The organism is Hyphobacterium marinum (genome assembly GCF_036330325.1).
Lineage (GTDB): Bacteria > Pseudomonadota > Alphaproteobacteria > Caulobacterales > Maricaulaceae > Hyphobacterium > Hyphobacterium marinum.
Genome location: NZ_JAZDRO010000003.1, coordinates 252073 through 264075, shown reverse-complemented (window position 1 = coordinate 264075; position 12003 = coordinate 252073). Strand labels below are relative to the sequence as shown.

The window sequence follows — 12003 nt, the reverse complement described above, 5'->3', positions numbered from 1 at the left end:
CGAGGCGCGCCTCACCCTCTCCCTTCAGGGAGAGGGAAGACGGCGAAGCCGTCAGGGTGAGGGGTCTTTTCGCCTTGCGTCGAGCATTCGCAGCGCATCGAGAATGCGCTCGTGGACGCCATCGGGCGTTTCATTGACGTCATTGTTCCAGAAGCGGATGACCGTCCAGCCGAGGGCTTCCAACGCACGGGTTCGGATTTCATCGGTAGTGGAGTTGGCATGTTGACCGCCATCGACTTCGATCACCAGCTGGAGTTCGAAACAGGCGAAGTCGAGCACGTAGGTCTCGATCGGCTGCTGACGCCGGAACTTGAAACCAAGCGGGCGCTGCCGGAGCATGCGCCAGACCGCGTGTTCTGGTCGCGTCATGTCACGCCGCAACCGGCGTGCAACGGGTGTCAGGCGTTCAGGCATCGGCCAAACCTAGCATGAAGACCCCTCACCCAACCCTCTCCCTGCAGGGAGAGGGCTAATTCGCGTCAGCCACCTTCCCCATCAAGGGGAAGGAGAGCGCCACAACAATCCCCTTCACACAGCGAAAATCTTGCGCTGCAGCACGGGCGTTGATACTCACCGGGCTTCGCTTTTTCCAAAGGCCGGAGCCGTTCCCATGTCCGTCACTCAGGATGATGTCCGCCGTATCGCCCGCCTGGCCCGGATTGCCGAGCCGACCGAGCGCCTCGAGGCGTTGACGGGTGAACTCAACGGCATCCTGCAATGGGTCGAACAGCTCAATGAAATCGATGTCGACGGTGTCGAGCCGATGACGACGCCGGTGGCGTTTCCGCTGCCGCAGCGCGACGATGTCGTGACCGATGGCGACAAGCGCGATGCTGTCCTGGCGAACGCGCCAAAGTCGGAAGAGGGCTTCTTCGTGGTGCCCAAGGCGGTGGAGTGATGACCGTCACGGTAGCGGCCGAGGATCCGCGTTCAGACGATGCGCGCGCGCTGATCGCGGCGCTCGATGCCGAATTGTCGGGTCTCTACGAGCCGCAATTCAATCATTTCGTCTCGGGTGAGGGTCTGGCCGGTCCGGGCATGCGGTTCTTCGTGGCGCGTGACGGGTCGGGCCAGCCGGTCGGCTGTGTCGCCATGCGGCCCTATGAGGGTTTTGCCGAAATCAAGCGCATGTTCGTGGCGCACGGAGCGCGCGGGCAGGGCATTTCACGCCTTTTGCTCGACGCGGTCCACGATGCGGCGCGCGCGGACGGGTTCGAATTCATGCGTCTGGAAACCGGTGACCAGCAACTCGCAGCAATTGGCCTTTATGAGTCGGCCGGCTACCGGCGCTGTCCGGCCTTTGGCGATTACCCTGCCGATAGCCCCCATAATTTCTGTTACGAGATCCGGCTTTCGCCGGCTGAAACGATGGTTTCCCATGTCTGATCTTCTGTCCCTGTCGCTTACCGAGATCACCGCGAAGCTGAAAAGCCGCGAGGTGTCCGCCACAGAGCTGGCCGACGCCGCCCTGTCGGCAAGCGAGGCGGCCAATGGTGCGCTGAACGCGTTTTCCAGCTTCGATGCCGACAAGACGATGGCGATGGCCAGGGCCAGCGACGACCGTCTGGCGAAGGGCGAGGGCGGCCTCATCGAAGGCGCGCCCATCGCCATGAAGGACCTCTTCGCGGTCGAGGGCGTCGAGACCGCGGCCTCGTCGAACATCCTGAAAGGCTTCAAGCCGACCTATGAGTCGACCGTGTCGGCCAAGCTGTGGGAGGCGGGCGGCGTTTTCCTCGGCAAGACGTCGATGGACGAATTTGCCATGGGCTCGTCGAACGAGACCTCGAACCAGGGACCGGCGGTCAATCCGTGGCGCACGGGCGACGCGAAACTCACCCCCGGCGGATCGTCGGGCGGGTCCGCAGCGGCGGTCGCAGCCGATCTCTGCTTCGGCGCAACGGGCACCGATACCGGCGGATCTATCCGCCAGCCGGCGGCCTTCACCGGTACGGTCGGTGTGAAAGGCACATATGGCCGTTGTTCGCGGTGGGGCGCGGTGGCGTTTGCCTCCTCGCTCGACCATCCGGGGCCCATCGCCAAGACAGTGCGCGATGCCGCCGTGCTGATGCAGGCGATGTCGGGGCACGATCCGAAAGAGTCTACCTCGCTGCCCAATGCCGTGCCGGACTTTGCGGCAGCAGCGGAGCGTGCGGTGAAGGGCATGCGCATCGGCGTGCCGAAGGAATACCGCATGGACGGCATGCCCGAGGAAATCGAGACGTTGTGGTCCCAGGGCGTCGACATGCTGAAAGATGCGGGCTGCGAGATTGTCGACGTGTCGCTGCCGCACACGAAATATGCGCTGCCGACCTATTACATCATCGCGCCGGCGGAAGCCTCGTCCAACCTCGCGCGCTATGACGGCATGCGCTACGGCAACCGCGTCGAGGGCAAGGACCTCACCGACACCTATGAGCAGACCCGCGCCGCCGGGTTCGGCAAGGAAGTCCAACGCCGTATCCTCATCGGCACCTATGTGCTCTCGGCCGGGTATTACGACGCCTATTATCTGCGCGCGCTGAAGGTTCGACGCCGGATCCTCGAAGACTTCAAGACGGCGTTCGAGCAGTGCGACGCGCTGCTGACGCCCTCCACGCCATCTGCGGCCTTCGAGATCGGCTCGCGCTCGAACGACCCGATTGCGATGTATTTGAATGACATTTTCACCGTGACGGCCAATATCGCGGGTATTCCGGCCATGTCGGTACCGGTGGGGCTCGACAAGGATGGCCTGCCGCTCGGCCTGCAGGTGATCACCCCCGCGCTCGATGAAGAATCCATGTTCGCCGTCGGTGCGGCTCTGGAAGCCCAGGCCGGCTTCACCGGCAAGCCCAAGAAGTGGTGGTAGGGATGGCTGAAGAAAAGCAATCCAAACCCCTTTTGCCCAAGGGCATCTGTGTGGCCTCGAACCGCATCATGCGCGATGGCAAGCCGGTGGGCTGGGCCTATCGCGAGGCGGTGAAGGCGGATGATTCCGGTTGGCGCTTCTTTGCCGGTGACGAGAGCGAAGCCTATTCGAATGATCTCGACAATTTCGCCTTCCACGACATCAACGCCGTGGCGAAGCACGACCCGTCCATCGCCGAGATTGCCGAACTGCCCGAAGGCTCCTCCTACGAGAAGCTGTCGACAGGTGAGTGGCGCTCCATGGATCTGGACCCGGACGATGCCTAGACCCGCGGCCATGAAACTCGTGCGCCCCGCCATCTGGATCGGCGGCCTCGTCGCCATTCTCGGCGCGCTGATGCTGCGCGGTCATATCGCGACGGCCAATCCGCCGCTCTATGGCGGGATCGCGCTCGGCGTCGGTATCGCCTTTCTTCTTTTCGCAATTCTGGCCGTGATGGCCTGGCGGGTGCTGAAAAGCGCCGCCGACACTCAGGATTCCGGACCTAAAACATGAGCGATCACAGCTACACTCTGACCGGCGCGACCGGCGACTGGGAAATCGTCGTGGGCATGGAAATCCATGCGCAAATCCTGTCGCAATCGAAGCTGTTTTCCGGGGCCTCGACCGCCTTCGGTTCGGCCCCGAACACGAATGTCAGCCTGGTGGATGCGGCGATGCCGGGCATGCTCCCCGTTATCAACAGCTTCTGCGTCGAACAGGCGGTGCGCACCGGTCTGGGCCTCAATGCCCAGATCAATCATTTCTCGCGCTTTGACCGGAAGAACTACTTCTATCCCGACTTGCCGCAGGGCTATCAGATCAGCCAGTTCGCCCACCCGATTGTCGGCGAGGGCGTGATCGAGTGCGAACGCGATGACGGCTCGATCTTCGAGGTCGGTATCGAGCGCCTGCACATGGAGCAGGACGCCGGCAAGTCGATCCACGATCTCGATCCGGACGCGACCTATGTCGATCTGAACCGCTCCGGCGTGGCGCTGATGGAAATCGTGTCGAAGCCGCATGTGCGCTCGCCCGCCGACGGCGCGGCCTATGTCAAGACGATCCGCACGATATTGCGCTATCTGGAAACCTGTGGCGGGGATATGGAGAAGGGCCAGATGCGCGCCGATGTGAACGTCTCGGTCTGCCGTCCGGGTGACTACGAGAAATTCGCCGCGAGCGGGGATTTCTCCCATCTCGGCACGCGCTGCGAGATCAAGAACGTCAACTCGCTGCGCTTCATCATGCAGGCGATCGAGTACGAGGCGCGCCGCCAGATCGACATCCTGGAAGAGGGTGGCAAGGTCGACCAGCAAACGCGGCTGTTCGATGCCGACAAGGGCGTCACGCGCGCGATGCGGTCGAAGGAAGAGGCCCACGACTACCGCTATTTCCCCGATCCCGACCTGCTGCCGCTGGTGCTGGATGAGGCCTGGGTAGACGGCATCCGCGCCAATTTGCCCGAATTGCCCGCCGACAAGCGCAAGCGCTTCGTCACCGAACTGGGCCTGTCGGACTATGACGCCAGCGTGCTGGCGGCCGACAAGGAACGCGCCGCCTATTTCGAGACGGTGGCCGAGGGCCGCGATGCGAAACTCGCGGCCAACTGGGTCAATAACGAGCTCTATGGCCGCCTGAACAAGGAAGGCCTCGACATCACCGATTGCCCGGTCAGCGCCGCGCAGCTGGGCGGACTGGTCGGCCTCATCTCCGACATGACCATTTCGGGCAAGATTGCCAAGGACGTATTTGAAATCCTCTGGGAGGAGGGCGGCGACCCGGCTGAGATCGTCGAGTCCCGGGGCCTCAAACAGGTCACCGACACCGGCGCGATCGAAAAGGTCATTGATGACCTCATCGCCGCCAATCCCGAACAGGCCGCACAGGTCAAGGAAAAGCCCAAGACGATGGGCTGGTTCGTTGGCCAGGTGATGAAGGCGATGGGCGGCAAGGCCAACCCGCAAGCCGTCAACGAGATCCTGAAAGCCAAGCTGCTGGATTAGCGGTTGGTCTTCATGGGCCCTTGGGCTTGCGCCAAGGGTCCGGACTTTTTGCTGGATTCCAGCTTTCGCTGGAACTCCGGATTATCTCTTCGAACCAGTGCTGGACGCGCGTCCCCAATCCTGAACTCCGGGAACTCTGCCTGCTCATGCCGCGTTCAGCTGGTGTGGGTGAAACCCTGCCTTGTCGGCGCGGGAGAGGCCCGCACGGCGCTTGGTGAGAGCAGGGACATGCACAAGACTTTCGAAACCCATCATGACGTGCTGAAGGCTCCGAAGACCTGGCAGGACCAGGTGACGAGCGTCACGACCACGGCGGTCTTTGTTCTGTTGGCGCTCAGCGTCGCGGTTTTCGCCCTTTAGGTCCATGCGCGGCCCTGCCGGATCGGCAGGCTCTATACCTCCGATCAAATCATTGAATTTGATTGGAAACCGGATCGCCCCATCTCTCCGCTCGGAACGAAACACGGCACTTGGCCGTTATTCAGTCAAACCAGCAGGAGAGATTCATGCGCGAGGAAGTAGAAAAGACCGAAGCCCGCCAAGGCGAACGCAAACGCTGGCAGGAGCATGTCCTGCTCTGGTCGACCTTGGGGGGCGCTGCCATCCTCGCCGTGGCCGTTGCGATTTTCGTCGGGACGACCGGCTGACTATTTCAGCCCGATCTCGCGCAGGCGTTCTTCAAGATAGGCCTGTGACGTGATCGGTTCGGGGTAGTGGTCGGGATTGTCGGCGCTGATGCAGTTCTCCAGCGTCCGGATTTCGTAACCCGGCCGGAAATGCAGGAAAAAGGGCGTCGAATAACGCGAGAAACCTTGCCGTTCCGGAGCCGGATTGACCACGCGGTGGCTCGTTGACGGCAGGACATTGTTGGTCAGCCGCTGCAACATGTCCCCGATATTCACGACAAGGCAGCCTGCGGGTGGATTGATGTCGATCCATTTCCCGTCACGCCGGTCCTTGACCTGCAGCCCGGCTTCCTCGGCCCCCAGCAGTAGCGTGATCGTGTTGATGTCCTCGTGCGCGGCGGCCCGGACCGAGCCTTCGGGCACCTCGGCCTGCGGCGGGTAGTGGAGCAGGCGCAATACCGAATTGCCGTCACGGACCGTGTCGACAAAGAAATCCTCCGGCAGGTCCAGATGCCGGGCGATGGCGGCAAGGATGATCGCGCCCAGACGGTCCAGCTCGGCATAGAGGTCGTGGACCGCGTCCCAGTCGCTGACCTCCTCTGGCTTCAGATTATCGGCCATCCATTGCCTGTGGGGATGCCCGTCGGAAAGGTCGCGTCCGACATGCCAGAATTCCTTCAAATCCTTGGCTGTCGCGCCCTTGGCATTTTCGGTGCCGAAGGGCGTGTAACCGCGAGCCCCGCCACCGCCCGCGATGAAATAGCGGCGCTTGGCGTCTTCCGGCAGGGCGAAGAAGGCTTTCGTCGCCGCCAGCGCGCGGTTGATCACTTCCGGGTCGAGCCCATGATCAGCGATGACGGCAAACCCAAACCGCCGGAAACTGCCGCCGAGTTGTGCGGAGAACGCGTCCTTGTCGGTGTCGTTCAGCGACAGGGATATGGCGGGAATGGTAGCGTCGGTCATGAATATTCCGGGGCGCAGACTTCAGGGTTTCGGGCTTTCCCATACCCCCGAATGGCGAGCAACGGAATGGCAGGCGTGCAGGCCCCATAAGAAACGGCGCTGGAGCCGATTGACTCCAGCGCCGCATCTGTCAGTCGCAAAAGCCTTATTCCGGTGTGTCGTCGTCGGACGGTTCGCCATCATCGTCGGTGGCTTCCTGGATGGCTTCGCCTGCGTCTTCCATGGCTTCGCCGGCTTCATGGGCCAGGCCTTCCATGGCTTCGCCCGCTTCATGCGCCATGTTTTCCATGGTTTCACCGGCGTCGCCGGCAGCCTCTTCCATGTCCTCACCGGCGTCGTTGGCGGCGTCTTCCATGTTCTCGCCGGCGTCGCTGGCGGCGTCTTCCATCGCCTCGCCCGCGTCGTTTGCGGCGTCTTCTATGGATTCACCTGCCGCTTCCATATTGTCTTCGGCCGCTTCCTGTTCGGCCGGCGTGCAGGCAGCCGCACTCGCCAGAATCAGCGCCAGCGCGGTCGTTCCAATAACTCGTTTCATGACAGGTATACCTTCCCCTTTGCAGTGCCGCGCGGAACGCCCTCTGGTCCCGCTTCGCGGTCACACCGGTCCTTATTGTCGCCGTGTTCCGGCAAGTTTTCAAGCAAGATGACATTCTGGAAAGGTTAGAGTGCGCGCAAATCCTTGCGGCAAAGGCTTTGGTTTCCCACTCTATTGGAACCCGGACACCCACCCGATCTGTCGCCGAACTCAAGAACAGGACATGACCCATGGCTTCAAGCGCGCCGATTGAGCTCTATTACTGGCCGACCCCGAATGGCTGGAAAGTCAGTATCGCGCTGGAGGAGATGGGCCTGCCCTATGAGATGCGGCCGGTGAATATCGGTATCGGCGAACAGTTCGAGCCCGGCTTTCTGAAGATCAGTCCGAACAACCGCATGCCGGCGATCATCGACCCGGATGGCCCGGACGGCCAGCCGGTCTCGGTCTTCGAGTCCGGCGCGATCCTGCAATATCTCGCGCGCAAGTCAGGTCAGTTTTACGGGTCAAACGAGCGCGAGCGCATCGCGGCCGACGAATGGCTGTTCTGGCAGATGGGTGGTCTGGGGCCGATGGCAGGACAGGCGCACCATTTCCGGTCCTATGCCAGAAAGATCGAGCCTGATGAAAGCAAGCTCGAATACGGCGCAGCGCGCTATACCAACGAGGTCAACAGGCTCTACGGCGTCCTCGAGACGCGGCTGGCACTGGGGCATGATTATATCGCCGGGCCATACTCCATTGCCGACATGGCGATCTGGCCGTGGATATTGCCGGATGGGCAGGGGCAAGACCTCAACGATTTTCCGCACCTGAAAGCCTGGCATGAACGCGTCGGGCAACGACCGGCTGTCCAGGCCGGCCGGGCCGTGGGTAAGGAATTGCGCGGAAATCTTGCCGCTGACGGCAAGGATGCGGAAGCCGCGCGAAAGCTTCTCTTCGGTCAGCGGGCCCGCTAGCCGGCGTCCAGCAACGGCGCGGGGTCGTGCGCGGGCAAGCGGCGATCAAGCTTGAGGGTTTCCGCCCAGCCTGAAATCCGGAACAGGTCGCCCGCGTGGCGGTCGCGCAGCGCCGAGCGCTCGGCTGAGCGCCGCTGAGCGGAATAATCGCGCTGACCGTCCTTGGAGTGACGCCGGTAAACGGCGTCCGCCGCGCCGGGGCAGGGCGGTCCGTCCGGGTCCAGGTGGCAGCGGGCCGCCTCGGCTCCCCGGGCCGGGTCTTTGAGGAAGTCGCGGGCGTTGAGCGTACGCAGGCGCGGGCCGAACCGCTCGGCAAGTGCAAACGTCCGTTCCATCTGGGAGCGCCAGACCAGGGTCGCCGCTTCCAGGTCCGTCATTTTCATCGCCGCTTTCTGACTGACCTTTGCCACGGGTTCGTTTTCGAAGGCGAGGACATCGAGAAGCTGGCGGATGAAGACCGCGCCCTGCAGGCCGCGCGCCATGACGGACAGCAAAAAGTCCTCAAGCCCGGAATAGAGGAAGATGACCTTCATGTCCGGGAAGGCATCCAGAATGTCCGCAGCGAGCGGGGTGTCGGAATTGGTCAGCTTCAGGATGGCGGTTTCGCCATTGACCGGTGAAGCCCCTGTCTGGGTCAGGGTGAAGTCCATCAATCGCTGGCGCGCGCTGCGGTCCTGCCACAAGGCATGCCCGTGCCGGCGGAAGTCGGCGAGATCGGTCATGGCCTTGGGCTCGCGTGCCACCAGCCGCTTACCGGGATGGGACAGGGCCTTGGCCATCAACGTCGAGCCGCACAGCGCGTTGTGAAGGATCAGCCCAGCAGGGTGAGAGTGCGCGCCGACCCGATAGCGTGTCAGTGCCAATTGAAGCGGTTCGTGCCGAGTCTCGATGGCCAGGGGCGCGACGCGGTGATCCCAGAAGGGCGCAGCACGAAGGACGGCCGGATCACCGATACGATGCAGGACGGCCTCGCTCCGGTGAAAGTCGAGTGCATGCAGCCGCCAGAAAGCCTGTGTGTCCGCGCTGGATGCGTCCATTGGTGTCACGCTGCCGTCCCAAATCCGAAGCTGAAGGCCAATCTTGGAATTCCTAGCTTACGAGAGCGTCACGTTGTCATGTCAATATTGAAATAAAACAGTTAGTTAGTGGCCTGTTTCTTACCAATACGACAGACCTTGGCCACATGTCTTTACCTGTTTGCCTCGTGAAAGACTCTGGAAAGATTGCCTAACGGATTTAAACCATTAAGGCGTAATAACCCTGATTTTTCTTAACCTTATGGCAAAACCCTTCGATCAGGCTCCAGCGTGTTCGGAGTTATCCGGACATGGGTGGACCGCGGAGACATGAGGGCGAGAACAGCCCCGGATCCGCAACAGATGATGGGGGGCCAGAATGGCTTTCACCGATATCGAAACGGCCGAGGCGCACCAGGCGATCCTCAGCGATCCGAATGGCGACGACCTGTGCAAGCTCGGCTTGCTTTACTCGACCGGACAGGGCGGTGCGATCGACTTTGTCGAAGCGCACAAATGGTTCAACCTGGCAGCCCTGATGGGCAGCGAGGCGGCCAAGCACTATCGCCGCGAACTGTCCGACGAGATGGACCCGGCCGATGTCGCGACTGCGCAGCGCGCGGCTCGCGAATGGCTCTCCACACGTCACTAAGCAGTCCCGGCAATGCGGCCTAGTTGTTCGTGATCGCGTCGGCGATTGCGTAAGAGAAGGCCTGATCCAGCGGCAGGATGCCGTAGACATATTGTTCAATGAACAGTGTGACTTCGGACACCGTCGTGCGCGGGACGAAGACGATGTCGTGGCGCCGCAGCGGGAAAGGGTCGGCTCCGCCATCCCCGCGCAGCGCGGCGCGCAGGTCCACGACCCGCATCATGACGCCGCCATTGGCCGCCCGGCGCAGGACAACGACCTCGCCGCGCGCTGCCGTATCGCGGAAACCGCCCGCCAGCATGACCGCTTCAAGCGCGCCGATGCGGGACGGCATCGCGAACAGGCCGGGCGAATTGACCTGGCCGCCGACAATGATGTTCTGGTCGCCGAACGTGTTGGGCGTCACTTCCACAATGGGATCGCGCAGCGTGCCAACATAGGCATCGGCCACGCGGCCTGCAGCCTCGGGCGCGCTCAGGCCCGCAACCATGATGGATGGTGCGAGCGGGAGATTGACCCGTCCGTCCGGACCGACCGTCGCCGTACGCGACAGCTCTGGCGCGCTGTGAACTGTGATGTCGAGCGTATCGCCCGGAAAGAACCGGAAAGCGGGATCGTCCTGACGCCAGTCTTCGAACCTCACCGCTTGCCAACGCTGGCTGTCCTGTACGCGTTCGTAGGCGGTATCTTCCGGCCCACCGAGCATTCCGCACGATGACACGAGCACTACGGTCGGGATGAGGGCGAGTAAGCGCATGGTGGACCCTGAGTTCTGATTCCTTATGAGGCCTGAAGATTTGGCGCTTTGGATAAGGAAAAATTAATCGGCCCGGCGGCTCTATCGGGGCCATGACGCAGGCGCACTTTCACGACCGCGATTCTGCTTCGCCCGCCGCGGACGGCCGTCCGCCGGCGCGCGGGGAACTTGACCTGTTCGATCTCGCTGAACTGGCCTGGGGCGAGCGCTGGCTGATCGCCATCATCTTTGCCGTTGTGTTCCTGGCCGGTGCAGTCGCGTCGATCGTGTTGCTCAAGCCCAGTTTTCAGGCCCATTCACGTCTGCTCGTTCTGCTTGACGAGGCGGACCCGACGCCCGGCGCGGCTGGTTCGGGCGGGGCCTTCATGCTCGAGCAGGTGCTGCAGTCCGAAGCCGAGATTCTGAATTCCGATGCGGTCCGGCGGCGGGCTGTCGAATTTATCGGGCCGGCGGTGATTCTCGGTGAGTCGGGCAACGAGGCGGATGCGCTGAAAGTCCTGCGCGACGGCTTCTCGATCAACCGGGCACCGAATGCGTCGGTGCTGATCCCGGTATTTGAACACGCCGATCCCGATGTTGCAGCCCTGTCGCTCAATGCCGTTGTCGATTCCTACCTCTCCTACCGTGTGGAGGTGCTCGTTGGGGACGGGGTCGGCGGTGTCGTCGGCCGGCGGGCCCAGGCGAGTGCCGCGCTGGAATCTGCGCAGGACGCGCTTGACCAGTTCCTGATCTCGAACGGATTGTCCGACTTCGAAGCGGACCGGACGGCCGCCGTCGAACGGGTGCAGTCGCTGCGCAACGCGATCCTGACGGCCGAAGCGGAGCGCCTCGCCGCAACAGCCGGCGCTGCGGCGATTGCCGAACGTCTCGCCAATGTGCCGGAATCGATCGAGCACTACGTCGAGAACGGGGCGTCCAACCGCCTGCTGGACCTGCGCCTCGAGCGAGAGAGCCGGCTCGCCCGCTACCAGGCCGACGCGCCGCCCGTAGTCGCGATCGAACGGGAAATCAGCGAACTGGAAGCCTTCATCGAGGAGGGCGGCGCAAACGGGATGGGGCAACGCCGGGTCGGTGCCAATCCGGTGCGCCAGGGCCTGGAGAGCGAGCAGCTGCGCCTGGAATCGGTCGCGGCCTCTGAAACACGGCGTATCACGACCTTGCGGTCGCAGCTCAATGAGGCCGAATCCCTGGTCGCGCGGATGCGCGGCCTGACGCCCGAGTATCAAAGGCTATCCCAGAACGTCACTGCGACCGCCGAGGCCGCCGCCCTGCTGGCGACGCAACAGGCCGAAGCCCAGGCCCGCAGCAATGCCGCTCCGGGATCGGAAGATTCGGTCCGCGTCATCGAGCGCGCCGTGCCGCCGGCCGAGGGATCGTCGCTGAAGAAGCTGGGCGTGGCCGCCGCCTTCCTGTTTGCGGCGGCGCTGGCCCTGTTCGCGGGTCTGCTGCGAGGGTATTGGCGGCGTCATCTCTTCGACGGTGGGGGTGGTGCGGCCGCAGCCCGGCCCCGCAAACCGTCGCGGGCCGCGAATTCCAACACAAGGCCGCTGGCCACGGTCAGCAATCTGCCGGTCCTCGCCCGGATTCCCGATCGCAGCTGAA

At 63.0% G+C, this 12003-nt stretch carries 16 protein-coding genes; 11 read left to right on the top strand and 5 right to left on the bottom strand.

What is annotated here, in order from left to right:
- Positions 1–51 precede the first annotated feature (51 nt).
- Positions 52–414, bottom strand: a complete 363-nt coding sequence (locus tag V0U35_RS08940; RefSeq protein WP_330196354.1) for an endonuclease domain-containing protein — start codon at positions 412–414, stop codon at positions 52–54.
- A 196-nt stretch (positions 415–610) separates the two neighbouring features.
- Here V0U35_RS08940 and gatC point away from each other — a divergent pair, with 196 nt between their 5' ends.
- From gatC to V0U35_RS08900, 8 genes are all read left to right on the top strand, one after another.
- The gene (gene gatC, locus V0U35_RS08935) at positions 611–898 is read left to right on the top strand and encodes an Asp-tRNA(Asn)/Glu-tRNA(Gln) amidotransferase subunit GatC (protein WP_330196353.1); all 288 of its coding nucleotides are present in this window, start codon (positions 611–613) and stop codon (positions 896–898) included.
- Entirely contained in the window at positions 898–1386 is a 489-nt protein-coding gene (locus V0U35_RS08930; protein ID WP_330196352.1) for a GNAT family N-acetyltransferase, read from the top strand. Before gatC ends, V0U35_RS08930 begins: the two co-directional genes overlap by 1 nt.
- A gap of 10 nt (positions 1387–1396) precedes the next feature.
- Positions 1397–2848, top strand: a complete 1452-nt coding sequence (gene gatA, locus V0U35_RS08925) for an Asp-tRNA(Asn)/Glu-tRNA(Gln) amidotransferase subunit GatA (RefSeq protein WP_373696397.1) — start codon at positions 1397–1399, stop codon at positions 2846–2848.
- 2 nt (positions 2849–2850) lie between these two features.
- Positions 2851–3174, top strand: coding sequence for a DUF2185 domain-containing protein (locus V0U35_RS08920; protein WP_330196350.1), 324 nt, complete (start codon positions 2851–2853; stop codon positions 3172–3174).
- A gap of 10 nt (positions 3175–3184) precedes the next feature.
- The gene (locus V0U35_RS08915) at positions 3185–3403 is read left to right on the top strand and encodes a hypothetical protein (RefSeq protein WP_330196349.1); all 219 of its coding nucleotides are present in this window, start codon (positions 3185–3187) and stop codon (positions 3401–3403) included.
- Positions 3400–4893, top strand: coding sequence for an Asp-tRNA(Asn)/Glu-tRNA(Gln) amidotransferase subunit GatB (gene gatB, locus V0U35_RS08910; RefSeq protein ID WP_330196348.1), 1494 nt, complete (start codon positions 3400–3402; stop codon positions 4891–4893). Before V0U35_RS08915 ends, gatB begins: the two co-directional genes overlap by 4 nt.
- A 228-nt stretch (positions 4894–5121) precedes the next feature.
- Positions 5122–5253, top strand: a complete 132-nt coding sequence (locus V0U35_RS08905; RefSeq protein ID WP_330196347.1) for a hypothetical protein — start codon at positions 5122–5124, stop codon at positions 5251–5253.
- A gap of 146 nt (positions 5254–5399) precedes the next feature.
- Complete coding sequence (locus V0U35_RS08900; protein WP_330196346.1) at positions 5400–5540, top strand: hypothetical protein; 141 nt, start codon at positions 5400–5402, stop codon at positions 5538–5540.
- Here the strand turns inward: V0U35_RS08900 and V0U35_RS08895 are convergent, their stop codons facing one another.
- Positions 5541–6482, bottom strand: coding sequence for an isopenicillin N synthase family dioxygenase (locus V0U35_RS08895; RefSeq protein WP_330196345.1), 942 nt, complete (start codon positions 6480–6482; stop codon positions 5541–5543).
- 145 nt (positions 6483–6627) lie between these two features.
- Positions 6628–7017, bottom strand: coding sequence for a hypothetical protein (locus V0U35_RS08890; protein ID WP_330196344.1), 390 nt, complete (start codon positions 7015–7017; stop codon positions 6628–6630).
- Positions 7018–7247: 230 nt separating this feature from the next.
- Here V0U35_RS08890 and V0U35_RS08885 point away from each other — a divergent pair, with 230 nt between their 5' ends.
- Positions 7248–7976 (top strand): glutathione S-transferase family protein, encoded by a 729-nt coding sequence (locus V0U35_RS08885; RefSeq protein WP_330196343.1) that lies wholly within the window; start codon positions 7248–7250, stop codon positions 7974–7976.
- Here the strand turns inward: V0U35_RS08885 and V0U35_RS08880 are convergent.
- Entirely contained in the window at positions 7973–9013 is a 1041-nt protein-coding gene (locus V0U35_RS08880; RefSeq protein ID WP_330196342.1) for a hypothetical protein, read from the bottom strand. The genes V0U35_RS08885 and V0U35_RS08880 overlap by 4 nt on opposite strands.
- 358 nt (positions 9014–9371) lie before the next feature.
- Here V0U35_RS08880 and V0U35_RS08875 point away from each other — a divergent pair, with 358 nt between their 5' ends.
- Positions 9372–9644, top strand: a complete 273-nt coding sequence (locus tag V0U35_RS08875) for an SEL1-like repeat protein (protein ID WP_330196341.1) — start codon at positions 9372–9374, stop codon at positions 9642–9644.
- A gap of 19 nt (positions 9645–9663) precedes the next feature.
- Here V0U35_RS08875 and V0U35_RS08870 read toward each other — a convergent pair whose 3' ends face one another.
- Complete coding sequence (locus V0U35_RS08870; RefSeq protein WP_330196340.1) at positions 9664–10401, bottom strand: polysaccharide biosynthesis/export family protein; 738 nt, start codon at positions 10399–10401, stop codon at positions 9664–9666.
- Positions 10402–10493: 92 nt separating this feature from the next.
- Between V0U35_RS08870 and V0U35_RS08865 the strand changes: the two genes are divergently transcribed.
- Complete coding sequence (locus V0U35_RS08865; protein ID WP_330196339.1) at positions 10494–12002, top strand: GumC family protein; 1509 nt, start codon at positions 10494–10496, stop codon at positions 12000–12002.
- Position 12003: the final 1 nt, after the last annotated feature.

What these genes read in the sequence shown, in the direction of transcription:
- V0U35_RS08900 (WP_330196346.1), top strand. Translation starts at nt 5,400, where the DNA reads ATGCGCGAGGAAGTAGAAAAGACCGAAGCCCGCCAAGGCGAACGCAAA.
- V0U35_RS08930 (WP_330196352.1), top strand. Translation starts at nt 898, where the DNA reads ATGACCGTCACGGTAGCGGCCGAGGATCCGCGTTCAGACGATGCGCGC.
- V0U35_RS08875 (WP_330196341.1), top strand. Translation starts at nt 9,372, where the DNA reads ATGGCTTTCACCGATATCGAAACGGCCGAGGCGCACCAGGCGATCCTC.
- V0U35_RS08905 (WP_330196347.1), top strand. Translation starts at nt 5,122, where the DNA reads ATGCACAAGACTTTCGAAACCCATCATGACGTGCTGAAGGCTCCGAAG.
- V0U35_RS08920 (WP_330196350.1), top strand. Translation starts at nt 2,851, where the DNA reads ATGGCTGAAGAAAAGCAATCCAAACCCCTTTTGCCCAAGGGCATCTGT.
- V0U35_RS08870 (WP_330196340.1), bottom strand. Translation starts at nt 10,401, where the DNA reads ATGCGCTTACTCGCCCTCATCCCGACCGTAGTGCTCGTGTCATCGTGC.
- V0U35_RS08885 (WP_330196343.1), top strand. Translation starts at nt 7,248, where the DNA reads ATGGCTTCAAGCGCGCCGATTGAGCTCTATTACTGGCCGACCCCGAAT.
- V0U35_RS08895 (WP_330196345.1), bottom strand. Translation starts at nt 6,482, where the DNA reads ATGACCGACGCTACCATTCCCGCCATATCCCTGTCGCTGAACGACACC.
- V0U35_RS08915 (WP_330196349.1), top strand. Translation starts at nt 3,185, where the DNA reads ATGAAACTCGTGCGCCCCGCCATCTGGATCGGCGGCCTCGTCGCCATT.
- V0U35_RS08880 (WP_330196342.1), bottom strand. Translation starts at nt 9,013, where the DNA reads ATGGACGCATCCAGCGCGGACACACAGGCTTTCTGGCGGCTGCATGCA.
- V0U35_RS08890 (WP_330196344.1), bottom strand. Translation starts at nt 7,017, where the DNA reads ATGAAACGAGTTATTGGAACGACCGCGCTGGCGCTGATTCTGGCGAGT.
- V0U35_RS08940 (WP_330196354.1), bottom strand. Translation starts at nt 414, where the DNA reads ATGCCTGAACGCCTGACACCCGTTGCACGCCGGTTGCGGCGTGACATG.
- gatC (WP_330196353.1), top strand. Translation starts at nt 611, where the DNA reads ATGTCCGTCACTCAGGATGATGTCCGCCGTATCGCCCGCCTGGCCCGG.
- V0U35_RS08865 (WP_330196339.1), top strand. Translation starts at nt 10,494, where the DNA reads ATGACGCAGGCGCACTTTCACGACCGCGATTCTGCTTCGCCCGCCGCG.
- gatB (WP_330196348.1), top strand. Translation starts at nt 3,400, where the DNA reads ATGAGCGATCACAGCTACACTCTGACCGGCGCGACCGGCGACTGGGAA.